General features: G+C 34.9%; 23 protein-coding genes and 1 other annotated feature. Of the genes, 6 read left to right on the top strand and 17 right to left on the bottom strand.

The window, feature by feature from the left end:
* Positions 1 to 51: 51 nt before the first annotated feature.
* Positions 52 to 1,182: a THUMP domain-containing class I SAM-dependent RNA methyltransferase gene (locus tag M9426_RS03580; RefSeq protein WP_250342472.1), complete on the bottom strand. Its 1,131-nt coding sequence runs from the start codon at positions 1,180 to 1,182 to the stop codon at positions 52 to 54.
* A 120-nt stretch (positions 1,183 to 1,302) separates the two neighbouring features.
* Between M9426_RS03580 and M9426_RS03585 the strand changes: the two genes are divergently transcribed.
* Positions 1,303 to 1,656 carry a class II SORL domain-containing protein gene (locus M9426_RS03585; RefSeq protein ID WP_126438862.1) on the top strand — a complete coding sequence of 118 codons (354 nt, stop codon included), beginning with the start codon at positions 1,303 to 1,305 and terminating at the stop codon, positions 1,654 to 1,656.
* Positions 1,657 to 1,752: 96 nt separating this feature from the next.
* Here the strand turns inward: M9426_RS03585 and M9426_RS03590 are convergent, their stop codons facing one another.
* Genes M9426_RS03590 through M9426_RS03600 form a run of 3 tightly spaced genes read right to left on the bottom strand, consistent with a single transcriptional unit; the run spans position 1,753 to position 6,378 of the window.
* The gene (locus M9426_RS03590; RefSeq protein WP_250342473.1) at positions 1,753 to 2,925 is read right to left on the bottom strand and encodes an iron-containing alcohol dehydrogenase; all 1,173 of its coding nucleotides are present in this window, start codon (positions 2,923 to 2,925) and stop codon (positions 1,753 to 1,755) included.
* 8 nt (positions 2,926 to 2,933) lie between these two features.
* Complete coding sequence (locus M9426_RS03595) at positions 2,934 to 4,679, bottom strand: ABC transporter ATP-binding protein (protein ID WP_250342474.1); 1,746 nt, start codon at positions 4,677 to 4,679, stop codon at positions 2,934 to 2,936.
* Entirely contained in the window at positions 4,666 to 6,378 is a 1,713-nt protein-coding gene (locus tag M9426_RS03600) for an ABC transporter ATP-binding protein (RefSeq protein ID WP_250342475.1), read from the bottom strand. Before M9426_RS03600 ends, M9426_RS03595 begins: the two co-directional genes overlap by 14 nt.
* Positions 6,379 to 6,476: 98 nt before the next feature.
* On the opposite strand from M9426_RS03600, the gene M9426_RS03605 reads away from it, so the two are divergent.
* Positions 6,477 to 6,896 carry a RidA family protein gene (locus M9426_RS03605; RefSeq protein ID WP_250342476.1) on the top strand — a complete coding sequence of 140 codons (420 nt, stop codon included), beginning with the start codon at positions 6,477 to 6,479 and terminating at the stop codon, positions 6,894 to 6,896.
* Positions 6,897 to 6,994: 98 nt separating this feature from the next.
* Complete coding sequence (gene pnuC / locus M9426_RS03610) at positions 6,995 to 7,690, top strand: nicotinamide riboside transporter PnuC (RefSeq protein ID WP_250342477.1); 696 nt, start codon at positions 6,995 to 6,997, stop codon at positions 7,688 to 7,690.
* A gap of 219 nt (positions 7,691 to 7,909) precedes the next feature.
* Here the strand turns inward: pnuC and M9426_RS03615 are convergent, their stop codons facing one another.
* The 10 genes from M9426_RS03615 to M9426_RS03660 form a co-directional block, all read right to left on the bottom strand.
* On the bottom strand, positions 7,910 to 8,581 hold the full coding sequence (locus tag M9426_RS03615) for a GntR family transcriptional regulator (RefSeq protein ID WP_250342478.1): 672 nt from the start codon (positions 8,579 to 8,581) through the stop codon (positions 7,910 to 7,912).
* 22 nt (positions 8,582 to 8,603) lie between these two features.
* Positions 8,604 to 9,575, bottom strand: coding sequence for a C-terminal binding protein (locus tag M9426_RS03620; protein ID WP_250342479.1), 972 nt, complete (start codon positions 9,573 to 9,575; stop codon positions 8,604 to 8,606).
* An 11-nt stretch (positions 9,576 to 9,586) separates the two neighbouring features.
* Entirely contained in the window at positions 9,587 to 10,855 is a 1,269-nt protein-coding gene (locus tag M9426_RS03625; protein WP_250342480.1) for a TRAP transporter large permease, read from the bottom strand.
* 1 nt (position 10,856) lies between these two features.
* Positions 10,857 to 11,369 (bottom strand): TRAP transporter small permease, encoded by a 513-nt coding sequence (locus M9426_RS03630; RefSeq protein ID WP_250342481.1) that lies wholly within the window; start codon positions 11,367 to 11,369, stop codon positions 10,857 to 10,859.
* Positions 11,370 to 11,424: 55 nt separating this feature from the next.
* Entirely contained in the window at positions 11,425 to 12,465 is a 1,041-nt protein-coding gene (locus tag M9426_RS03635) for a TRAP transporter substrate-binding protein (protein ID WP_250342482.1), read from the bottom strand.
* 16 nt (positions 12,466 to 12,481) lie between these two features.
* Positions 12,482 to 12,886 (bottom strand): aconitase X swivel domain-containing protein, encoded by a 405-nt coding sequence (locus M9426_RS03640; protein WP_250342483.1) that lies wholly within the window; start codon positions 12,884 to 12,886, stop codon positions 12,482 to 12,484.
* Positions 12,886 to 14,091, bottom strand: coding sequence for an aconitase X catalytic domain-containing protein (locus tag M9426_RS03645; protein WP_070701339.1), 1,206 nt, complete (start codon positions 14,089 to 14,091; stop codon positions 12,886 to 12,888). Before M9426_RS03645 ends, M9426_RS03640 begins: the two co-directional genes overlap by 1 nt.
* 426 nt (positions 14,092 to 14,517) lie before the next feature.
* Positions 14,518 to 15,711 carry an elongation factor Tu gene (gene tuf / locus M9426_RS03650; protein WP_250342484.1) on the bottom strand — a complete coding sequence of 398 codons (1,194 nt, stop codon included), beginning with the start codon at positions 15,709 to 15,711 and terminating at the stop codon, positions 14,518 to 14,520.
* 80 nt (positions 15,712 to 15,791) lie between these two features.
* Positions 15,792 to 17,135: an MATE family efflux transporter gene (locus M9426_RS03655; RefSeq protein WP_250342485.1), complete on the bottom strand. Its 1,344-nt coding sequence runs from the start codon at positions 17,133 to 17,135 to the stop codon at positions 15,792 to 15,794.
* Positions 17,136 to 17,234: 99 nt separating this feature from the next.
* Positions 17,235 to 17,507, bottom strand: coding sequence for a hypothetical protein (locus tag M9426_RS03660; protein WP_250342486.1), 273 nt, complete (start codon positions 17,505 to 17,507; stop codon positions 17,235 to 17,237).
* Between the two features lie 564 nt (positions 17,508 to 18,071).
* Here M9426_RS03660 and M9426_RS03665 point away from each other — a divergent pair.
* Both M9426_RS03665 and hutG read left to right on the top strand, forming a co-directional pair.
* Positions 18,072 to 19,025 carry a 2-hydroxyacid dehydrogenase family protein gene (locus M9426_RS03665; RefSeq protein ID WP_250342487.1) on the top strand — a complete coding sequence of 318 codons (954 nt, stop codon included), beginning with the start codon at positions 18,072 to 18,074 and terminating at the stop codon, positions 19,023 to 19,025.
* 8 nt (positions 19,026 to 19,033) lie between these two features.
* Positions 19,034 to 20,065: a formimidoylglutamase gene (hutG, locus tag M9426_RS03670; RefSeq protein ID WP_250342488.1), complete on the top strand. Its 1,032-nt coding sequence runs from the start codon at positions 19,034 to 19,036 to the stop codon at positions 20,063 to 20,065.
* A 94-nt stretch (positions 20,066 to 20,159) separates the two neighbouring features.
* Here hutG and M9426_RS03675 read toward each other — a convergent pair whose 3' ends face one another.
* The 3 genes from M9426_RS03675 to M9426_RS03685 are packed head-to-tail and all read right to left on the bottom strand — an operon-like array spanning position 20,160 to position 22,831.
* Positions 20,160 to 20,939: an ABC transporter ATP-binding protein gene (locus M9426_RS03675; protein ID WP_070699906.1), complete on the bottom strand. Its 780-nt coding sequence runs from the start codon at positions 20,937 to 20,939 to the stop codon at positions 20,160 to 20,162.
* Positions 20,932 to 21,810, bottom strand: coding sequence for an ABC transporter permease (locus M9426_RS03680; protein ID WP_250342489.1), 879 nt, complete (start codon positions 21,808 to 21,810; stop codon positions 20,932 to 20,934). Before M9426_RS03680 ends, M9426_RS03675 begins: the two co-directional genes overlap by 8 nt.
* A gap of 7 nt (positions 21,811 to 21,817) precedes the next feature.
* Positions 21,818 to 22,831: an ABC transporter substrate-binding protein gene (locus M9426_RS03685; RefSeq protein ID WP_250342490.1), complete on the bottom strand. Its 1,014-nt coding sequence runs from the start codon at positions 22,829 to 22,831 to the stop codon at positions 21,818 to 21,820.
* Between the two features lie 61 nt (positions 22,832 to 22,892).
* Positions 22,893 to 23,138: a binding site (T-box leader), on the bottom strand.
* A gap of 225 nt (positions 23,139 to 23,363) precedes the next feature.
* Here M9426_RS03685 and htpG point away from each other — a divergent pair.
* The gene (htpG, locus tag M9426_RS03690; RefSeq protein ID WP_250342491.1) at positions 23,364 to 25,217 is read left to right on the top strand and encodes a molecular chaperone HtpG; all 1,854 of its coding nucleotides are present in this window, start codon (positions 23,364 to 23,366) and stop codon (positions 25,215 to 25,217) included.
* Positions 25,218 to 25,235 lie beyond the last annotated feature (18 nt).

The following is a 25,235-nucleotide window of genomic DNA, read 5'->3' on the forward strand; positions in this document are numbered from 1 at the left end:
CCAGCCTTTCGTCAATGCTTTCAGTATAACAGATGACAATCCACTAAACAATTACCTTCTTGGCTTTGGGCCATAATATTGGTAGTAGTAGGTCTTTAGTCTACCGTTGTATAGTTTTCTATTTCTATCAGATTTTTTACCAAAGTTTTTTTCAAAGTTTTCATTGGCTGTGATTATATAGTAGGACCAAGTCTTTAAGGACCTTGCAAGTTCGCCAAGTTCCTTATTAAGTTCGTCTACGTCTTCCTTGCCAATTCTCTCTCCATAAGGTGGGTTGGTTATTATAATTCCATAATCGTCTGGAAGGTCCAAGTCCCTTATGTCCTTTTGGAAGAAGGAAATGTCTTCGTCTAGTCCCAGGATTTCTGCATTAGATCTTGCAATTTGAATTGCTTTGTGGGATATATCTGATGCAAGAATTTCTAATTTTTCGTCGTACTTTATCTCTGAGTAGCACTTTTTCTTTTCTTCTTTAAATATTTCTTCGTCAAAAAATTTGAAGTTAACAAAGTCGAAGTCCCTCATAAGTCCCGGGGCAATATTTTTTTCTATCATGGCTGCTTCTATAGGGACTGTGCCTGATCCACAGAAGGGGTCTGCCAGGATCCTGTCCTTGTTCCAAAAAGTTAATTTGACAAGGGAGGCTGCAATTGTTTCTGAAAGTGGTGCCTTGTAGTTGACTTCTCTATAGCCCCTCTTGTGAAGTCCGTCGCCTGATGTGTCCATAGTAATTTCTGCAATGTCATTTAGGAGTGACACTTCAATTTTAACTCTTGGGCCAGATTTTTCGAACCAAGACACCTTGTACTTCATCTTCAATTTTTCGATTATTGCCTTTTCTGTAATTCTTTGGCAGTCGGAGATAGAAAATAATTTTGACTTCCTGCTCCTTCCTTGGATGATGAACTGGTCCTCTTCTGCGATGTAGTCCCACCATCTTATCTCGAAGACCTTATCAAATAATTCTTCAAAGGTCTCTGCCCTAAAGGAGTCGATTAGTAGCAAGACTCTCTCAGCCGTCCTCAGTCTTAAATTTAAAATGGCAATGTCCTTTAGCTGGCAAGATATTTTTATTTTTCCATCGCTAACTTCTAAGTCCTTGTAGCCAAGGTCTTGTAGTTCTCTTTTAGTAACTGCTTCAAGACCCATGTTAGTAGTTGCGATTAATTTTATGTTTTCCATTTTACACCTCGCTTCCATTATACTAAATATGAAAATATTTTTCCTTAAATTAAATTCAATGTGATAATTTATTTAATTGGGGTATAATATATTTGTAAAATATTTATTGGGGGTAATAAAATGAAATTAACTGAAACAGTACAAACTGCTGATTGGAAAACTGAAAAACACGTTCCTGTAATCCACGTTGAAAAGGCTGACGGTCTTCTAAAGATCAAAGCTCTAGTTGGAGAAGAAGTTGAACATCCTAACACATTAGAACACCACATTGCTTGGATCAAAGTATTCTTCAAACCTGAAGGAGAAAAATTCCCAGTTGAAGTTGGTTCTTATGAATTTGCTGCTCACGGCGAAGCAGACCTATTCACAGTTCCATGTGTTGAAGCAGCAGTTAAGACTGACAAAGGCGGCGAAGTTTACGCACTAAGCTACTGTAACATCCACGGACTTTGGGAAAACTCAGTAGAAGCTTAAGTATAATATTAAAGAGCTATGAAATTAATCATAGCTCTTTTTTCTTGCTTATTTTTATTTAATTTTTCTTTATAGTTTTATTTTTTATTTTCAAACTTATAGTGAAGCCTTATAAATTTCTAATACATCCTCTTTATTAAGTTCAACTACACCCTTGATTGATCCACCAGCGTGTCTTACAGCTGCTTCTGCCATTTCTTCTAGCTTTTCATCATCTATTCCAACTTCTCCAAGTGTCATTGGTATATTCATGTCATCTTCAAAAAACATGTGAAGAGTAGCAATGGCCTTCTTAGCATCATTCATCTTGTCATCTGATGGCCTTATGTTAAATACATTTATGCCAAAGTCCCTAATCATATCGACAGTTTCATCATTTAAGATGTGCTTTAAGAATCTTGGTGTCAAGATTGCAAGTCCAATTCCATGAGTTATGTCATAGAAGGCAGAAAGTTCATGTTCCATTGCATGGACTGACCAGCCTGTTGACTTGCCTGTTGAAAGAAGTCCATTGATGGCCCAAGATGAAGCCCACATAATATTTGATCTTGCTTCATAATTTTCTGGTTCTTCCATGGCGATTGGTCCATAGTGGATACAAGTTTTTAGAATTCCTTCCGCAAGCCTATTTTGCATATAGGCATTGTCACCAAGTGTGAAATAATTTTCCATTGTGTGGCTCATGATGTCAGCTACACCTGCTGCTGTGTGTTTAACATTTACAGAATAAGTTGTTTCTGGATTCATAATTGAGAACTTTGGAAGTGTGTAGGCTGAGCCAAAGCCTAATTTTTGATTTGTCTCTGGATTTGTTATAACTCCTCCAGCATCCATTTCTGAACCTGTCGCTGCAAGTGTAAGGATAGTTCCAATAGGAAGGGCTTTTTCGATTTTTGCCTTCTTAATTACAACGTCCCATGGGTCACAGTCGAGGAAAACTGCTCCGGCAACTAACTTGGAAAGGTCAATAACAGATCCTCCACCAACTGCCAAGATGAAGTCAAGGTCGTTTTCTCTCACAATCTTAACTCCTTCTCTTGCTGAATCAACTCTTGGGTTTGGTTCTATGCCTGCAAGTTCCTTGTAGAAGATGTCATTTTCTTCAAAAATTTTCACAATTTCGTCGTAAAGACCATTTCTCTTAATTGATCCCCCGCCATAGGCAAGTAAAACTCTTGAACCATATTTTTTAATTTCAGAGGCCAAGTTATCCATTTGGTTCCTTCCAAAAAGAATTTTCGTACTTACATTAAAAATAAAATCTTTCATAATTCCTCCTAGTTTTTAAACTGTGAATTGTAAAGTTCTGCATAAATCCCATCTCTTGCAAGAAGTTCCTTGTGATTTCCCTTTTCCACTATGTCACCCTTATCTAGGACCAAAATCACATCGGAGTTAACAATAGTGGAAAGTCTGTGGGCGATTACAAAGTTTGTCCTCTCCTTTAAAAGGTTCTTCATAGCCTTTTGTATAAGGGCCTCTGTCCTGGTATCAACAGATGAAGTTGCCTCGTCTAAGATTAAAATTTCTGGATCTGACAAGAGAGCCCTTGCAATTGTGAGGAGTTGTCTTTGTCCTTGTGATATATTTGAAGCTTCTTCATTTAAGACAGTGTCATAGCCCTTTGGAAGCTTCTCAATAAAGGAGTGACAATAGGCCTTTTTGGCTGCATCAATAACTTCTTCCCTTGTGGCATCTTGTCTGCCATAGAGGATGTTGTCGTAAATCGTCCCCCTAAAGAGCCAAGAATCTTGAAGTACCATACCAAAGAGGGACCTCAAGTTTTTCCTCGACACGTCCTTGATGTTTACTCCATTTATATTAATCCTACCCCTATCAATATCATAGAACCTCATTAAAAGATTTACAATAGTTGTCTTGCCGGCTCCAGTAGACCCAACAATGGCAACAGTCTTGTTCTTCTCAACATGAAGATTTAAGTTATTGATAACAGGAGTCTTTTTGTCATAGGAAAAATAAACTTCATCAAACTCGATGTCTTCCACTGGCCTTTTGATTTCATCTGTAACAACTTCTTCCTCTGGCTCTTGGTCAAGAAATTCAAAAATTCTTTCAGCTGCAGCAATAGATGCTTGAAATATAGAAGCCATTTCTGCCAACTGCTCTATTGGGTTTGCCAGCCTTCTTACATATTGGATAACTGCCTGGATGTCCCCAACAAATAACTTGCCAGATAGGACCAGAAGTCCCCCAACAATAGAAAGCATTACATAGCCAAGGTTGGAAATAAAAGTCATAATCGGCAGCATAATCCCCGTCATAAAGGACGCACGATAGCTGACTTCATAGAGGTTTTCGTTTATGTCCAAGAATTCTCTCTCGGCCCTTCCTTCATAGTTAAAGGCCTTGATTAGTTCTGAACCAGAGAAGTTTTCTTCAACAAAGCCAACCATAGATCCAAGCCCTTGTGACTTTCTCCTAAAATAGCCTTGAGACTTTTTGGAAATAAATTTCGTAGAAAAATAAGTCATGGGCAACGTGAATAAAAAGACCAAGGTAAGAGTTGGCGAAATTTTTATCATGACTGTCAGAATTCCAACTATCAATACAATAGAAGAAAGTATGGAAGAGATTGTCTGTTGCAAGTTCTTGCCCAGGGTCTCAACATCGTTTGTCATCCTCGACAAGAGATCCCCAGTTTTATTTTTATCGTAATAAGAAGTTGGAATATATTTTACCTTTTCAGAAATTTCTCTCCTAAATTTTGCAATTAAGTCTTGGGTCACATCAACTAAGATCCTACCCCTGAAGAACTCAAAGACTCCTTGTAGGAGATAAACTACACCAAGAGTTATGCAAATTTTTATCACATAGTCGAAGTCAATCCTAGTATTCATCTTCAGGTTTTCAAAAATCCTTGTAGTAATATTCCCCATTAGTTTTGGAGAAATAATTTCAAAAATTGATGAACCAATTGTGAGAAAAATTGCCAGGAAGAGAAAGAACTTATAGGCTTTTAAATATGAAATTATCCTTAAAACTGTGTTGTTATTCTTCTTCATAAGCTTGCCCCTGACTAATTGCGATTTCCCTGTAAACTTCGTTGGTATCCATTAGCTCTTGGTGGTTGCCGTAGCCTGCCACCCTTCCATCTTCTAGGACCAAAATCTTATCTGCATTTAGTATTGTCGCTACCCTTTGGGCAACAACTATTACAATTTTATCCTCAAGACTCTTCTTCAAAAGCTGCCTTAACTCGTAGTCTGTCTTGTAATCAAGAGCCGAGAAGGAGTCGTCGAAGAGGTAGACTGATGCATCACGAGTAAGGGCCCTAGCCATAGCAAGTCTCTGTCTTTGGCCACCAGAAAGGTTTCTTCCACCTCTAGAAATTTTCTTTTCCAAAGGCTTGTCACCTAAAAATTCTTTGGCCCTGGCATTTTCTAAGGACTCAAGCATTTTGTCAGCCTCAGCATCTTCCTTGGCATAGGATAAGTTTTCAGCAACAGTTTTTGAGAAAAAGAAGTTTTCTTGTGGAACATAGGAAATCTTGTCCCTCACCTGGTAATTATTTAGAGTTTTTATGTCAATTCCATTTAAGAAGAGTTCACCGTCTCCTGGTTCATAAAATTGTAAAAGGAGCCTAAGTAGACTTGACTTACCAGATCCAGTTCCCCCGATGATGCCAAGGGTCTCTCCACTTTTGACATCAAAGCTTATGTCATTTAAAACCCTTTGAGATGCATCTGGATAGGCAAAGGAAAGATTTTTTGCCTCAATTTCATAAATGTCACCAGATAATTTTTTATCTCCACCAGTTTTTGTGGACTCATATTCCAAAACTTCGTTGATCCTCTCCATAGAAGCGAAGGTCCTTGGAAGAAGTGACAAGAGGAAACTCATCATTATCATGGCAGATAGGACTTGGGTGATGTATTGGATAAAGGCCATTAGGTCACCAATCCCCATCTCTCTTATGTCGATGAGCCTTGCACCAAAATAGAGGACAAAAATAATTCCAAAATTTAAAATTGTCCCAAGCATTGGTCTCACATTTACAAGAAGTTTATTTACCTTAGTTGCCATTTCTTGGTAAGAAAGGTTAGCCTCATCAAAAATTTCTTCTTCATAAGCATCCTTTGAGAAGGCCCTTATAACCCTAAGTCCAGTTAGTCTTCTCCTGAAGAGTTCGTTTAACTTGTCGAGCCTTCTTTGTAAAATTGGAAAATATGGAAGGCCCTTCTTGAAGACAAAATAAATCCCAATCCCAATAAAGGGAATTGTAATTGGGAAGACTGCCGACAACTTAACATTAGTTGAAAGAGCCATGATGAGACCACCAATAAACATTAGTGGACCTCTAATAAGAGGCCTAAGTCCCATTAAGACCATTTGCTCAACTTGGTTGACGTCATCAGTTGTCCTTGTGATAAGTGATGAAATGGAAAAATGTTCCACGTCATCAAAACTCAAATAATTTATTTTTTTAAATAGTTTGTACCTAAGGTCTCGGGAGAAGGCCATAGTTGTCTTGGAAGAATGGTAGGCAGCAGATGCCCTGCACATGACAGTGAAGATCACCACGATAATCATGATGCCGCCAATCCTTAAGACATAATCGGTGTCTCCATAGGCCACACCCTTATCAATGACAAGACTCATAAGCTTTGGGAGGAAAAGTTCCCCAAGAGCATTGCCAAAGGTAAGGAGGATGACCACAAAAATTCTTAATTTGTATTTATTTAATCCTTTGTATATATTCATAATTCCTCCATCATAACATTCTAACATATAGGGTTTTAAAAGAAAATTTCATGAAGATAGATGCAAGACTTGCTATAATGGTTGAAGAGGTGATATAGATGGAAAAAAATCCAATACCACAAGGAAGATACTTGCCAGCCAAGAAGTCACAGGGATTTATTTACTCAGCAGGTATGACCCCAAGACTTGACGACAAACTAATATTAGAAGGAAAAGTCACAAGTGATAAGGAAATCTCTTTTTATCAAGAAGCAGTAGTCCAAGCAACAAAAAATGCCTTGGCAGCAATAAATAACACCTTAGAAGAAGGCGAAGTCTTAGAAGAAATAATTTCCATGACAGTCTATGTAAATGCAGAAGAAGATTTTACGGCCCACTCAAAGATAGCAGACCTTGGATCAGACTATCTCTTTGACGTCCTTGGAGAAAAAGGAATCTCTCCAAGAGCTGCAATAGGAGTAATGACATTGCCTGGTAACGCCCCGGTAGAAATCCAACTAGTAGCAAGTTATAAGTAAGATTTATTTAAATTCCCTAACTTTATTTGTTTGAATAAGTTTAATTTCAATGCTATACTACATGTATACATCTAATAAGGGAGGTATTCAGTATATTTTTGAAAAAATTTATTAGACATTTAAACAATTATTTTACTAGATTCGAAAAAATATTATGGTTTTTTTCATGCTCCGTAATTTTTATCACATCTTTATTTTTCGGTGATGATCTTCTATCACTGATAGCATCTTTAATAGGTGTTACATCACTTATTTTTTGTGCCAAGGGTAATCCTATAGGACAATTTCTTATGATTTTATTCAGTTTATTGTATGGATATATTTCCTATACTTTTTCTTATTATGGTGAAATGTTTACTTACTTGGGCATGACTATGCCAATGGCTACTTTTTCCTTAATAGCTTGGCTTAAAAACCCCTATAAAGGTAATAAAAATGAAGTAACCATATCTTTGTTAAAGGCAAAAGATTATATTATTTTAATTTTTTTGACTATGTTAGTTACATTTGTTTTCTATTACATTTTAAGTTACTTTAATACATCTTATTTAGCTTTAAGCACAGTGTCTATAGCAACTAGTTTTTTTGCCGTTTATTTAACTTTAAAAAGAAGTCATTTTTATGCAATGGCATATGCTTGTAATGATATAATTTTAATATTTTTATGGATTTTTGCCTCAATAGAAAACTCAAGCTATATACCTGTAATAATTTGCTTTATTATTTTCTTAATTAATGATTTATATGGATTTATAAATTGGAAAAGAATAATGAAAAGACAGATGGCTATGTGATTTATATTAGAAAAATTGAATATTTAATGATATGTTTATTGATATAACATTTTTTCTAAACTAAATGCTTCATAATTTGTTTTGTAAAGTTTATTCCTTTATTTTCATTTATCTTAATAAACGGAATATTGTTTTTGCTGACAATACAAAAAACCAATGGTATTGAGTCAAGGAGTTCATCCAATCCCATTGGTTTTTTTAATATACACTTTTTTAATTTTATAATTTTATAAACTCTTTAACTAGAACCTCATATGACCATTTCAAATGCTCTTCTAGAATTTTAGTCGTTTCTTCTAAGTTTCTTCTTTTGATCGCATCAAGTATCTCTAAGTGAAACTCCGTACTCTCAACTGTAGTATCAGTTAATGTGTAAGCTTCTTGCTGATATCTATCAATTTGACTTTTAATATTTGAATAAATCCCTTTTATATAATCATTAGTTGAATTTTCTAAAATTAACATATGGATTTCTTCATCTTTTCTTATTAAATACTCACTAGAAATACTTTCAAGGTTTTGTTTTTTTTCCAAGATATCTTTTAAATCATTTTCAAGTTTACTTATTTCCATGTCAGAAATATTGTTTATGGATGATTTTATTGCAATTTTTTCTAAAGCAATTCTAAGTTCATATATGTCAGCTAAATCTTTAACCGATAATTCTCTAACTATATTCCCAACCCCATCAACACTTTTTAAATATCCTTCTTGTTCTAGTCTAGTGAGTGCTCTCTTAACAGGGGTTCTGCTCATATTAAGTTTTTCCCCTATTTTTTTTTCAGTTAAAAGTTCCCCACCTTTTACATCGCCAGAAACAATTAAATCTCTTAAATAAAAATAAGCTTTATCAGATAGTGTTTGTTTTTTTACATAATTTCCTTTTTCCATTGATGTCATCTTCAATCTTAATTTAAATTACTGGATCCCTTGGTTCTTCTCCTTTTAAAACTGCTTCTAAATTTCCCAATGCAAACTCTTTCAATGCTTTCATTGATTCAATAGAGATGTAGGATATATGAGGAGTTACCAAAATATTTTTTTCTAAAAATATTTCTTCATCTCCATTAGGTGGCTCATTAGTAATAACATCTACTATTGCCCCAGCTATTTCTTTACTTCTAACAGCTTCTATTAAATCAGATTCATTAATAACTTTTCCTCTAGATGTATTTATAATGCTGGCTGTATTTTTCATTAGTTTAAACTCATTCATAGATATTTTATTTTTGTTAGCATCAATACCCTTAAGGTTTACGCTAATATAATCAGCCATTTTAAAGCCTTCTTCCCAGTCAAGCTTCTTTACTCCATATTTTTCTATTTCGGTTTCGCTCAAGAACTCATCAACTGCATAAATATTTATTCCAGTTCCTTTAACTTTATCAGCTATAGCCTTTCCTATTGCACCAAATCCTACAATAACTAAGTTCTCTTCTGATAATCTATGAGTTGGTTTCTCTATAACAAGAGATCCCCACTTCCCAGCTTTTACATTTTCTAAGCATGTGTTTGCGTAATATTGAATTTTTTTATTAAAATGATATATTGCAGCTAATGTGTAATCCGCTAAATCTTCAGCACAATAACCTTGTATATTGGTTACTCTTATGCCTTTTTCTTTACACGCATCTAAATCAATTCTGTCGTATCCACCACCATAAGTTGAAATAACTTTACAGTTTTCAAGGTTTTCTATGGTACTTCTTGGTATTTCAGCATACACTTGCGCTAAAATTGCATCTGCTTTATATCCAAATTCTTTAAGATCTTCTTCATAATTGTAATTAGAGATTCTGATATCAACATTTTCAAATACTTTTGGTAAATACTCATTTTCTAAATCATAATCTGTCCATTCTTCGTCTATAATCCAAACTAACATTTTTTACTCCTTTATAAAAATACAGTTGTTACAACTGGAACAAAAGTTACAAGCATTAACACAACTAACAGCGCTATAATAAACTTAATAATTTCTTTAGAAATAACGCTCATTCCTACTTTCGAGATAGCTGTGGCTACAAATAAATTAATTCCATATGGTGGTGTACAAAATCCTATCGCTAAGTTCATTGTTAACATTATACCAAATGTTATTGGGCTCATTCCCAATTTTAAAACTATAGGCAACAAGATTGGTGTCAATATAATTGTACCTGGTATATTATCAATAAACATTCCAACAATTATTAAGAAGATATTTATTAAAATTAAAATTACAATACCATTATCACTCAGTGATGTAATAAATGTTGCTATCTTTAGAGGTATTTGTTCCATAGTCAGCAACGCTGCAAAAGCTGTAGACAAACCAACCATGAATGTTGTTGCTCCATTAACTACGATAGCATCTCTAAAAGATTTATAAGCATCCTTTAGATTTAACTCTTTATACACAAATACGCCTACTATAAATGAATATACAACTGAAACTACTGCAGCTTCTGTTGGTGTAAATATACCAGCATAAATACCACCTAGAATTATAACTGGCGACATTATTGCCCAAAAAGCTTCTTTAAAAGTGGTAAATATTTCTTTAATACTTTTCTTTTCCTCATTACCTTTATATCCATTTTTTTTCGAAACAATATAGCAAACAATCATGAGTGCTACGCCCATTAATATTCCTGGTAAAAATCCTGCTGTAAACATTTGAGTAATAGAGGCTCCTGATACAACCCCATAGATAACAAAAGGAACACTCGGTGGAATAATTACTCCAATAGTTCCTGCTGCAGCTGTTAATGCTGTAGAGAACCCTTTGCTATATCCATGCTCTACCATCTGAGGTATCATGAACGCACCTACAGCTGAAACAGTTGCTACAGCTGAGCCTGATATAGCTGCAAAAAACATACAAACTACTATCGTTACCATTCCAAGTCCACCTGTAATATGGCCAATAAATGATTGAAAGAAATCTACAAGTCTCTTAGCAATTCCACCACTACTCATCAAGTTTCCAGCTAGCATAAAAAACGGTATCGCTAAAAGGGGAAATGAATCTACACCAGCAACTGAATTTTGAGCAATCATCATAGTCGGCATATTTGTAAAGCCTACTATATTTATTAAAGTTGATATCCCTATTGCATAACCTATAGGTACACCAAGAATTAATAGTATAAAAAATACTCCAAATAAAACTAGAGACTCCATATTAAACCTCCCTTATGTCCGAATTATCTGTAACTAAAACTTTTTTACCAGAAATTAAGTCTATAGAATCAAACAGTATTCTTATTGCTAATATAAATGATGAAACAGGGAGTGCAGCATAAACATAAACTAAAGGTAGTCTCATACCAGAAGATAAAGCATTCCTAGCATTCATTGATCCCAATAACTTCACTCCAACATAAACTAAAAACACATTGAACGAAAACCATATTATATTATTAATCAAATGTAATACTTTTTGTGAGTTTTCTGATTTAAAGATACTAAATATTAAATCAACCCTTATATGTTGATTATCTACAAACGCTATACTACTTCCTAGCCACACTTGCCATATAAATATGTATCTGGATAACTCTTCAGACCAAGTTAGAGAAGTATTGAAAAAATATCTCATAATAACTTGCATAAAAATTATAATTACATTTAACACCAAGCTAGAAACCAAAACTATTTCTTCAAATTTATTAAATTTTTTAAGTAAATTTCTCATAATATATACTCCTTTTTAGAAGAATTGGAAAATTCCAATTCTTCTAAGTATAATTTTATTTATTATATTTTTCACATAAATCAAATAGTTCTTGTCCAAATTGCTTTTGATATTTATCGTACATTGGTTGTACTGCTTTTCTAAATTCTAGTTTTTGATTATTATCTAGTACATTAGTAATAAGTTTTCCTTCTGTTTCAAGGTCTTTTATAGCTTTTTCATTATCTACTAATTCCATTTCTCTTTGTTCTTCTACAAAAACTTTTGCTTCACTTTCTAGCAATTCTTGCATTTCACTGTCTAAAGAATCAAAAACATTTTTATTAATTAAAAATGGCAAGAAGTTATGAACATGTTCATCTATTGTTTGATATTTTTGAACTTCATAGAACTTGTTTGCAAAAGTTAAAGAAGGAGGATTTTCTTGTGCATCAACAGTTCCTTGTTGTAAACCTGTGTATAACTCAGTAAAACTCATAGGTGTAGGATTTGCTCCAATTGTTTTGTAAAAGTCAATAAAAATTGGACTTTCCATAACTCTCATTTTTACTCCCTTTAAATCTTCAGGTTTTTCTATAGGGCCAGAGTTTGTAGTTGTAGATCTAGGTCCGTTATATACATATCCTAGACATTTAATTCCTTGTTCTTCTAGCTTTTTGTTGAAGTATTCTCCAACTTCTCCATCTAATGCATTAAAAGCTGATTCACTATTTAAAAATAGATATGGCATATCCAAAATTCCAAATTCTTCAGAATAAGTAGTTAATACAGAAGTAGAAGGTAGTGTAGATTGTAAAGTACCCATAGCTACGGATTCTGTCATTTGAACGTCTCCACCTAATGATCCATTAGGGTAGATCTCAATTCCTATTTTTCCGTTACTTTTTTCTTCTACATTCTTTTTAAAGTTAACTAAAGCTTTGTGCGTAGATCTACTTTCAGGTTCTACGTGACCTATTTTTATTATTACATCTCCAGATGCTGGCTTAACTGCATCTCCAGCAGTAGCAGTGTTTTCTGACTTCTCTTTTTTCCCGCAAGCAACTAAAGTTAAAGCGATGAATAGAAAAGCAAGCACTTTATATAATTTTTTCATAGTTTACTCCTTATTTTTACAAAATTGTAATCTCTTCATTTGTAGCGTCAATAATTATTTTGTCTCCCTCTTTAATATCCTTATAAAATTGAGGATCAACTTTATCAACTAATGGAATCTCGAAAACTATCGCACTCGTTACTAGAACGGTTTCTGGATATTCAACAATCATACCAGCAGGTTGATTTTTATACTTCATTAATTGAAATAATCCATCCGCTTGAACAACAGAACTTCCTTTTCCAGAAGGGAAAACTAGTATTTTCCCTGACATACTCCTACCTGTGAAATCATGATTTGGTTCAATCATCTTTCCTGTTTCAGGTTCTAGCAAATAAAACATTATCGGATCTTTCGAAATAGTTACCTCTGCTTCTACTTTTCCGTCAGAAATTTTATGGCATTTATAAACTTTACTCATTATTTAACCCTCCCTGTTAAAGCTGCATCAACACAAGTATCTAAGTCTCTTATTACGAAATCAATCCCTCTTCTCTTAGGATAATATGCACATTTTGGAGATTCTGTCACACCTACTTTTCCTTTAAGGAACTTCCAAATAGGTTGATCTGGACATGTACTTGGAACTATATGTGCTCCGAGCTTTTCCATATCTTCAGAATAACCCATTATATCACAAAGGTGTTTTACATGAGATGATACTAATATCCACATATCTTTTTCTAGCTTTCTCCCATCAATTCTTTCTGAGATATGTCTAACTTCATCTAGAGTAAAGTGTGGACATCCAAACATTGCAAAATCTATTTCTCTTTCTCCTTCTAGAGAAATATTTTCTAATACTTCTTCAAAGTCCTCATTTGTTATTGTAACTTTTCTCTCAGGTTCTTTTCCACCAAATGCCATTTCCAATGTCTGAGCCTCTGGTGTAAATCCTACAATATGGTACATATCATATGCACCTGATGTATTTAGTTGAGCCCCTAGATTTCTTAAGGCTTCTTTACTAATATGTTCAGGTAGTCCAACAAATACCGGTATTCCATGTCCTATTTTTTTACCACACATTCCCAACATATGATAATCATAGTCGTTTTTCATGTCAGCCTTCACTTCAACTAGTATTGTTCCCTTTCTGTTTTCATCTAGTAATAGTCCATATTCAGGAACATATCCAGTTATTGCTGCAAATAATGCAGAGTTAGCTCCTTCCCTATTTGATCTTGCTCCCCAAACAGAGTTAACGTATGGTGTCGCGCTAGATTCTGAAAATGCAGTGATTTCACCAAAATTTGGTACGTTAGTATCTATATATGGCGTGCAATTATAAGATAATGTAGCTCCCAGTTTCTTATAAGCTTCATGAGTTCTCTGCATCATTTCATAATCTTCTTTATCACCCATACCTCTCTCTTTAAAATATGGTATCCCCCATCCTGGATTTACAGTTGGAGAAACTCTACAACGAGCTCCTAAATTAACCATTTTTTCTGCTAACCATAAATCTGCATCTTGATTACTTAGTGCAACATGGGCCCTAGTAATTGGAACCATTCTTTTTGCTCCAAAAGATTCTCCAATTGCAACTTGTACTTTCATTGCAAGTTGAGCACCTTCGCCATATTTACCATCTAATAAATCTTGTTGATCTTTTGTTAGTTTCAAGTATACCTCTCCTCTCATTGATATGAAAACAATTTCTTGTATACTAGAAGTATACATCTAACGCTTTACTATGTCAATATGTTTTTTAATAAAATTATTTTTTATTTTATTTTAATCTTAATCTTCTTATGCATGACTAAATAATTAATATAACTATAAAAACTTTTTTATTTAAATTCATTATATTATGCATTTTAGATTAATTATTTTTAACTTTTGTAAGAATTCGTTTTCAATTAATATTAATATAAGTTTTATATTCAAGCTTTATATTAATTCATAATTATTCAAAAACTTTTCATTACTATTTTATACTTTAATACTTAATTCTAGCCATAAGTTGTTTTATAAGTTTGCAACAAAAAAGAGGGAGCATAAACTCCCTCTAATTTTATTTATTAAGATTTGTCTGTTAATCCCAAAGGATTAGTCAATAATCTTTGATACTACTCCTGATGCTACAGTTCTTCCACCTTCACGAATAGCGAATCTTAGTCCTTCGTCCATTGCGATTGGTGTGATTAGTGTTACTGTAAATGTTGAGTTATCTCCAGGCATTACCATTTCTACGCCTTCTGCTAGTTGGATATCTCCTGTTACGTCTGTTGTTCTGAAGTAGAATTGTGGTCTGTATCCGTTAAAGAATGGTGTGTGTCTTCCACCTTCTTCTTTTGTTAGTACGTACACTTCTGCTTCAAATTTTGTGTGTGGGTGAATTGTTCCTGGTGCTGCTAGTACTTGTCCTCTTTGGATTTCTTCTCTTTGTACACCTCTTAGTAGGGCTCCAATGTTGTCTCCTGCTTCTGCTTGGTCTAGTTGTTTTCTAAACATTTCAACACCTGTTACTACTACTTGTCTACTTTCGTCTGTTAGTCCAACTAGTTCTACTGTGTCTCCTACTTTTACTACACCTTGTTCTACTCTTCCTGTTGCTACTGTACCTCTACCTGTGATTGAGAAGATGTCTTCGATAGGCATTAGGAATGGGTGTTCTGTATCTCTTACTGGAGTTGGGATGTATTCGTCAACTTCATCCATAAGTTTTGCTACTTTGTCTCCCCATTCTCCGTCTGGTTCTTCGATTGCTTTAAGTGCTGATCCTACTACGATTGGAGTGTTGTCTCCGTCAAAGTCGTATTCTGATAGTAGGTCTCTTACTTCCATTTCTACTAATTCAATTAGTTCTGGATCGTCTACTTGGTCTTCTTTGTTTAGGAATACTACAATCTTTGGTACACCAACTTGTCTTGCAAGTAGGATGTGTTCTCTTGTTTGTGGCATTGGACCGTCTGCAGCTGATACTACTAGGATTGCTCCGTCCATTTGTGCTGCTCCTGTGATCATGTTCTTAACATAGTCAGCGTGTCCTGGGCAGTCTACGTGTGCGTAGTGTCTGTTTGCTGTTTCGTATTCTACGTGAGAAGTTGAAATTGTAATTCCTCTTTCTCTTTCTTCTGGAGCCTTGTCAATGTGTGCGTAGTCAACGAATTCTCCGCCGCCATATCTCTTGTTCATTACAAGTGTGATTGCAGCTGTAAGTGTTGTCTTACCGTGGTCAACGTGACCAATTGTTCCAATGTTTACGTGTGGTTTATTTCTTTCAAATTTTGCTTTTCCCATGCTATTCCTCCTGGATATTTAAATTAAGTTCATAATACCTCAAATTCAAATTTTTTTCAACATTTAAGCCAATTTAAGCCTTAAATTGCTTCCATTTTTCTTCTCACAAAGGTGTTCATAAAGTAAGCTATGAAAAATACTGATGCAATCTCTGCAATTAAGTAACCCCACCAAATTTCGTTAACTGTAAAGAAGGTCACTGCTATATAGGCAACTGGTAATAGGACTATGATTTGTCTTAGGATTGAGTCAAGTAGTGCCAAGATTCCGTTGCCAAAGGCTTGGAAGATAGCATTCCCTACAACAGAAATACCTGCAAAGACATAGGACAAGGCACAAATCCTAAGCATTGGTATTCCAATTTCCAACATCTTATCTGAGGCTGAAAATATTCCTAAGATTTCTCTTGGGAAGGTCATAATAAGTCCCGATACTATTAGGGTCATTACTATTACTGTTGCAAAGGCAAGCTTTATCGATTTTATAATCCTCTCTTTATATTTTGCCCCATAGTTGTAGGCGATGATTGGAACTAGTCCGTTGTTTATTCCAAAGATTGGCATAAAGACAAAGGACTGAACCTTGAAATAGGCGCCTAGGGCTGCTATGGCAGATGTAGAAATCTCTGATAGCATTTTGTTTAATACATATATTGTAAAGGACTGGATTGTTATTGTAATCATTGATGGGATCCCAACAATATAAATCCCCTTAATAATTTTTGGGTTAAAAGAAAACTTCTTAATAGTTATATCTGGATTAAACTTGTGTTGGAAGAAGGAACCACATATTGCTCCAATTATTTGTCCTGTTACAGTTGCAACTGCTGCTCCCTTTACCCCCATGGCTGGTAGTCCAAAATAACCAAAGATAAATATTGGGTCTAGGATAATATTTAGTACTGCCCCAATAAGTTGGGTCAACATGGTAAATATTGTCCTACCCGTTGACTGAAGGGTTCTCTCCAAAAATATTTGTGTAAATACACCTACAGACAAGCCCATTACAATTTGAAGATAGGCCACTCCATAGTTAATTATATTTTCATTTGTTGTTTGAGCTGACACAAAGGGCCTTGGCAAAAATCTTGACAAAATAAACAGGAGTATTCCATATAATATGGCAAGTGTAAGTCCATTCTCTGCTGTCTTGTTGGCCCGATCAAAGTTTTTCTCTCCCAAGTATCTTGAGATGAGTGAGTTCATACCAACTCCTGTTCCTACCCCAATTCCTATCATTATATTTTGAATAGGAAAGGCAATGGCAATGGCTGTGAAGGCCTCTTCATTTATCTTTCCAATGTAGTAGGAGTCTACCAAGTTATACATAGATTGGATAAACATAGAGATCACAATTGGAAAGGACACTTGAAATAAAAGTTTTGGGATTGACATAGTCCCCAATTTATTTTCATTATTTTGCACTTAATCACCTCTTACTATTTTATTGTAATCCTAACTATTATATAGGAAGATATAAGTTTTTTGAAGTATAAAAAAGAAGTTAGGAAAATTCCCAACTTCTTAAATATAATTTTTTTCTCTTAACAGTAATAATATGTTCGTAATAATATAGAAAAATAAGATTAAACCAATAAGACTTATTATATTTTCAACAATTTGAAAAAAAGCTAAATGCCCTATGCTTTGACTTACATCTCCTGTGATTTTCCATTTAATATGATTTATTAAAAAAATTACAGAATCAAAACCTAGTCCACTTCTTCCAAGTAGCATCATTGCTATCGAACTAATTAAATATAAAAAATATTTTAATACTTCATAAATTTTTTCCATAGTAATCTCCTTTATATTAATAAAAGCTATATCTACACTAATCTCTTTTATTAATATAATATGAACATCGGAAACATCTTCTCTCTTTTAGCTTAAAATAACATTTGCTTGTTTTTTTAGTCAATACATTTTCCTGTTGCTTTTTTCTTCTTCTTTTAAAGTTTTGCCACTAGGTCCAATTTTTTCACCCAATCTTATTTATTTTTATAAATATCGTATAAGCAATAACAAATCTGAACAAAAAATCCAAAAGTAAATAGCAAAAATATACTACGACCTCTTTTAAAATATGATATAAGAGTAAAAATTAAAAATATAAAATTTAAAAATATTAACGTTTTATTCTTCTTCAAAATACCACCTGCTAAATTTAATAATATCACAATTCTCGTCCAATTCTAAATTTATTTTTTCTCAATTAAGGAAATTACTAAATATTATTACTATATAAACTTTATTCCATAAATATAATATTGAATTTTTTTCAATTTATTTTTTAATTATTTCCAGCGTACTTTATACAATAATCATTTAATGTTAAAATAAAAGCAACGAGGTGATTTTTTGAAATTATTGATTACGAGTAATATTCCAGAAAAAATTTACGATGAGCTAGACAAACATTTTGAAATAAGCTATCACGACTCCAACGTTCCACTAAAAAAAGAAGAAATTATAGAAATGATAAAGGGACAAGATGCTCTTTTATGTCCCCTATCAGATAAAATCGATAAGGATGTAATTGATGCTGGCGACAATTTAAAAATTATTGCCAACTATGGAGCTGGCTTCGACAATATAGATATTGATTACGCAAGAGAAAAGGGAATTGTTGTTACTAACGCACCTGCTCCTGCATCTGCTGTGTCCACAGCTGAACTTGCTTTTGGCCTTATGCTTGCTGCTGCAAGACGCATTGTATCTGGCGACAAGGTAACAAGGGCTGGAGAATTTTACGGCTGGAGACCAACTTTTTATCTTGGAAGTCAACTTAAAGGAAAGACTCTTGGCATCATTGGCCTAGGAAACATTGGAAAAAACCTTGCCAAGAGGGCAAGAGCCTTTGAAATGAAGGTTGTCTATTATTCACGCACAAGAAAAGAAGATTTCGAAAAAGAATTTGGCCTAGAATACATGGATAAAGATGAGGTAATAAAGTCTTCTGACTTTTTAAGTCTTCACACAGCCTTTGTGCCTGAACTCCATCACATGATTTCCAAAAAAGAACTTGAAATGATGAAAAAATCTGCTATATTAATTAATGCGTCTAGGGGTCCAGTTGTTGACGAAGAAGCCCTTGCCAATGCACTAATAGAAAATGTAATTGCAGGAGCAGCCCTTGATGTTTATGAATTTGAACCAAAGGTAAATGAAAAACTCATGGACCTAGACAATGTAATTCTTGCTCCTCACCTTGGTAATGCAACTTTTGAAGCAAGACTTGAGATGGGAGAAAATGCAAAGGACAATTTAATTGCTTTCAAGGAAGGCAAGAGTCCTAAGAACAAAGTAAACTGAGGTGTAAAATGATAAATTATTATAGTCCACAAGAAATGACAATTTGGTCTGGAAGAGTCGATGATGAAAATGATTATGAATCCTTTAGATGGCATCAATGGGTTAAGCCCCTTGATCTAAACGACGAGAACTTAAGTCCCTTTGAAGGCAAGCTAGGTTTTGGTATCATAGGCTTTGAATCTGACCAAGGTATTGAACTCAACAAGGGAAGGTTTGGCGCTGCTGCTGGTCCTGCTGCCATAAGAAAAGAACTTGCAAAACTTCCATGTCAATTCTCTGAAGAAGTTAAAATCTTTGACTGCGGCAATGTCACAAGTAAGTATACAACTCTTGAAGCAAGCCAAGACGAGCTGGCAAAGGCTGTGAAAAGAGTTCTCGAATTAAACTTATTCCCTCTAGTTCTTGGTGGAGGTCACGAAACTGCCTTTGGCCACTACAAGGGAATTAGCACCTTCCTTGATGACAAGGAAGACGACAAGCTTGGCATTTTAAATTTTGATGCCCACTTTGACCTTAGACCTTATGAAAAAGGAAATGGAACAAGTGGAACAATGTTTAGACAAATTGCAGACTACACTCGTGAAAAGGGAACTGAGTATGCCTACTATGTAATGGGAATTCAAAAGCACTCCAACACACTTTCACTTTTTAGGACTGCTGAAGACCTTGGAGTTAAGTATGTACTTGGTAAGAACTTGATAAATGGAAACTTTTTTGAAATTGTTCACGAACTTGATGAGTACATTGGAGAACAAGACCATCTTTATGTGACAATTTGTATGGACTGCTTCACATCTTCCTATGCTCCAGGAGTTTCTGCTCCACAAGCCTTGGGAATTGATCCAGAAAAAGTAATCCTACTTTTAAAACACGTCTTCTCAACTGGCAAGCCAACAAGCTTCGACATATGTGAAGTTTCTCCAAGATTTGACCACGACTCTGTAACTGCCAACTTGGCATCAATCCTTGTGTACACAGTTGTGTCAACTATGGCCAACCACGTCTTGGGTAAAGAAAATAAAAAATATATTCCTAGATAAAAATAATTTTTGTATAAAAATTGCCATGGATTTCTCCATGGCTTTTTCTTTTGCAAAATTTATAAAATTTTCTTTTCTTATTTTATTTTATTATTTATAAAGAGTTACCAGACTCAATAGATATTTCATAAAATTTATCTAAAATTGAATCCAGCTTAAGATTTTTCTTTTCTTCTCCAGCAAAGTCCATAATCTTTTCTCCCTTGTGCATCATTATGAGCCTGTCACCATAGTCAAGAGAATAATTTAAGTTGTGGGTAACCATAAGGGCTGTCAAATTTTTTTCTCTCACAATTTTATTGGTGATGTCCATAACTGTGTCAGCTGTCTTTGGGTCAAGAGCTGCTGTGTGTTCGTCAAGGATTAAAAAATCTATGGGTACAAGTGTAGCCATTATTAGGGCAAGAGCCTGCCTTTGGCCACCTGATAAGAGCCCAACCTTGTCGTCTAACTTGTCTTCGAGTCCAAGGCCAAGTCCCCTTAGGGTCTCCCTATAAATTTCTCTTTTCTTTTTATTTACTCCTGGCAGCAAGTTCCAAGACTTGTTTTTATTTTCTGCCATAGACATATTTTCTAAAATCGTCATCTTTGGCGAAGTCCCCATCTTTGGATCTTGAAAGACCCTTCCCATCTTGACGTATCTCTTGTGCTCTGGAATTTTTTTGAGGCTTTCTCCGTCGATTAAAATTTCTCCTGAGTCTTCTCTTAGAGACCCACAAATAATATTTAAAAGAGTAGACTTGCCTGACCCATTAGACCCAATAATGCTGACAAATTGTCCCTTGGGAAGAGTAAGGTCAAAACTCTCAAAAAGTTTATTCTCATTTGCTGTCCCAATATTAAAAGTTTTATCAATTGATCTTAGTTCAAGCATTTTGGACCTTCTTTCTCTTTCCCCTTCCTGCAATTAATATCACAAGGAAGATCACTGCAGTTATAAGTTTCATTGAGTTGGCTGAAAAACCAAAGGCAATGGCAAGGGCAATTGAAGCCTTGTAAAGAATTGAACCTATTAAAACTTTTGTAGTGTCCTTTATAAAGTCAAAGGACTGCAAAAGCTTCATTCCAAGCACAACTGAAGCCAAACCCATTACCATGGACCCAGTTCCCATGGAAACTTCAAAAAATCTCTGATCTTGGCAAACTATGGACCCACTTAGGGCAACAAGTCCGTTGGAAAGGGCAAGACCATAAATTTTTACCAAACCAGGATCAACTGCCATGGTCCTAACGAGGCTTTCGTTGTCGCCACAAGCCTTTAAAATAAATCCAGCCTTGGTCTTTAAAAAATAATCTAAGATAATTTTCATCACAAGAACAAAAGGGATCATAACAAGGAGCAAGTCAAAATCTTTTAAATTTTCGGGCACAAGTCTTGCAAGCCCCGTAGAAAAGATTGTTGCCTCATTAAAGATTGGCACGTTGGCCTTACCTGCAATTTTTAAATTAATAGTCCATAGGGCAGTTTGCATAATAAGACCTGCAAGTAGGTCTTCCACCTTTAGCTTTATATGGATTAGACCTGTCAAGGAACCTGCAATAGCTCCAGCCAAGAAACTCATTACAAGGGCAAGACCAGGGTTCACTCCCCTTAAGATTGCAAAAACTGTTACTGCTGCTCCCAGTGGAAAGGACCCGTCAACAGTTAAGTCTGGGAAGTCCAAGATGCTGTAAGCAATATAAAGACCAAGGGCTAAGAAACTATAAGTCAGCCCCTGCTCAATTATTCCTCTTAAAATATCCATAGATTACCTACTTTTCTGAAGGTATAACAACTTCAGTTATATTTTCTGTTGCCCTATCAAGTAGGTCCTTTGGTATTTCTATGCCAAGGTCTTTAGCAACCTTTGAGTTTAAGTATAGGTTTGGCTTTTCAATTGTTTCAAAAGGCATTTCACTTGCCTTAGCTTCTCCCTTTAAAATTTTTGCAGCCATCTTACCTGTTTGCTTGCCAAGAGAAACATATTCAATACCTTCTGAACCAAGGCAACCCATATTTACTTGTTCAACTTCAGAACCAAAAACTGGAATCTTCTTTGCATTGGCCTTGTCTAAAATTGTTGGAAGAGAATTCACAACTGTGTTATCCAAAAGATTTGTAATGGCATCAACTTTTGAAAGTAAGTTGTCTGTTGCTAGAGGTATGTCTGCTGTAGTGTTTATAGCCTCGTCAACAATTGTAAAGCCGTACTTACCTGCAAGGTCCTTGTAGATTTTTAACATTGAATCAGAGTTTGCTTCACTTGATGTATGAAGGATGCCAAGATTTTTTGCTTCTGGCATTATCTCTCTTATTAATTTTAATTGAGCTTCCACTGGCAAGATGTCACTTGTGCCTGTTACATTGCCAAGAGGATTTTTATTTTCATCTGCAAGTTGAGCAACAATAGGATCAGTGATTGCTGTGTAGACAACTGGTATGTCTGTTTTCATTGTTGCGTTGTAGGCACTCATGGCTGCTGGTGTGGCAATTGCTGTTACCATATCAACCTTGTTGCCCACAAAGGCATTTGCTATTTGGGCTGCTATACCCATATCTGCTTGGGCGTTTTGGTAATCAATTTCTAAATTCTTTCCTTCAACAAGTCCTTCTTCTTCAAGTCCTTGCAAGAAACCTTCCCTACAATTATCAAGTGATGGGTGTTGAGCAAATTGTAAAATTCCAATTTTATAAACTTTCTCACTATCAGAAGTTTTTTCTCCGCTTCCCTTTGAACATCCAACTAGCAACATAACTAATGACAATACTACTAAAATTTTTTTCATTTTTTTCTCCTTTTCCTCACACTATGAGAGAAGGATGGAAATAAAAAAAGACTTCCATCCCTAATGGGACAAAAGTCTTAACTTCTGCGGTACCACCCAAATTTGCATAAAGCACCCTCTCATCAATACTAACATATTGGTCTTATTTTAACGGCTAAGTCCCGTCGGGCATTACTCTAAATCAAAGATTTATTTCTTCCCGCCCTCAGAAGTCCATTCATTTAAACTTCACCTACAAGTCTCTCACCAAGTGACTCACTCTCTTTAAAGCTCCATAAAAATTACTAATCTTCTTTATCGGTTTATTATTTAGATATAATATAGGCTTTCAATTTTATTTTGTCAAGAAGTTTTTTTATATTGATTTTAAATTTTTAAAAAGTAAATCCCACGAGATTAAAAAAAATTACCATATCTTTAAATTTTAAAAATGTAAGCTCAAAATAATTTTCAAAGGTTTGACTATTTTAATAAAAAGATATATATTATTAGCAGAAGCACATATCGAGTGCTAATGAAGAAAGGTGATAATATGCAAAATAAAAAATATAATGCCGAAACAGAAAGATTAATGGACTTGATGATTCATTCCATTTACACAAATAAAGAAATATTCCTAAGAGAACTTATCTCCAACGCATCAGATGCTATGGACAAGATGTACTACATCGCCTTAAACGATGACAAGCTTAAGTTCAACCACGAAGACTATTTTATTAGGATCACTCCTGACAAGGACAAGAGAACTTTGACAATAGAAGACGGTGGCCTTGGCATGACTGCTGAAGAACTTGTAGAAAATTTGGGAACAATAGCAAAGTCTGGATCTCTTGATTTTAAAAACTTAAACAAAAAAGATGCCGACCACGAAATCATTGGACAGTTTGGTGTTGGTTTCTACTCTGCCTTTATGGTTGCAGATGAAATTTCTGTCTTGACTAAGTCTTACAAGGAAGAAAAAGCTCATCTTTGGAAGTCCAAAGGTGCAGAAGGCTACTCCATTGAAGATGCAGAAAAGGACAAACATGGTACTATCATAACTCTTCACTTGAGAAACAACACTAAGGAAGAAAATTATGATGTCTATCTCGATGAATATAAGATAAGAGAACTTGTGAGCCACTACTCCAACTACATCTCCTATCCAATTAAGATGGAAGTGGAAAAGAAAAGACCAGCTGCCGACTCAACAGAAGATGATCCAAAATTTGAATCCTACAGAGAAGACGACGTATTAAACTCTTCTGTCCCAATGTGGAGAAAAAATAAAAATGAATTAAAGGAAGAGGACTACAACAACTTCTTCAGGCAAAGACACTTTGGCTTTGAAGACCCCCTTGCCCACATCCACATCTCTGTGGAAGGTATGATTTCCTTTAAGGCAATTTTATACATTCCATCAAGGAGACCTTTTGACTTCCTAAACCCAGACAAGAAGGGTGGACTTGAACTCTACTCCAATGGGGTCTTAATAATGGAAAAATGTGAAGACCTACTTCCAGACTACTTGAGTTTCATCAAGGGAGTTGTTGACTCAGAAGACATTTCCCTTAACATCTCACGTGAAATGCTACAAAAGACTCGTGAGCTCCAATTAATTAAGAAAAATATAGAAAAGAAAATCCTTGATGAACTTGCAAAGATTCTTAAAAATGATAGGGACAAGTACGCTGAATTCTTTAAAAACTTTGGCGTCAGTCTAAAGTCAGGTGCCTATGAAAATTATGGAGCAGACAAGGACAAGTTAAAGGACCTCTTTATCTACACTACTACTAAGAGGGAAAATATTACTTTTAACGAATACAGGAAGGACATGTTGCCAGACCAAGACTTCATCTACTATGCAAATGGCTCATCAATCGAGGCAATTAAGGACCTTCCACAAATCAAACACTTCATTGACAAGGACATAGAAGTCCTTGCCCTAACAGATCCAATTGACGAGTTTGTAATTAAAATGTTAGAAGAATATGACGACAAGAAGTTTAAGTCAATTTCCGAAACAGATGAAGTCAAAGAAGAAGATGAAAAGAATTTACAAGACTATGTAAAGAAGATGAAGGAAATCTTAAAGGGAGAAGTTTCATCAATAAGAGAAAATCCAAATCTAAAAGATGACGCAGCCTACCTATCAAGCAAGGGCGAAATCTCCATTGAAATGGAAAAAACTCTTAGCCACATGCCAAACAACCAAGGCTTTAAGGCAGACAAGGTCCTAGAATTAAATCCAAACCACCCTGCCCTTAAGAAGCTAAAAACAATGGATGAATCTTCAGAAGAATTTAAAACTTACACACAAATGCTATACGACGGAGCAAGACTTGTTGCAGGACTTGAAATAAAAGATCCAATAGCCTACGCAAGAAATGTTTCAAAGTTAATGTAAGATTAAAAAGATAAAACT

Source organism: Peptoniphilus genitalis (genome assembly GCF_023614525.1).
GTDB lineage: Bacteria > Bacillota > Clostridia > Tissierellales > Peptoniphilaceae > Peptoniphilus_A > Peptoniphilus_A genitalis.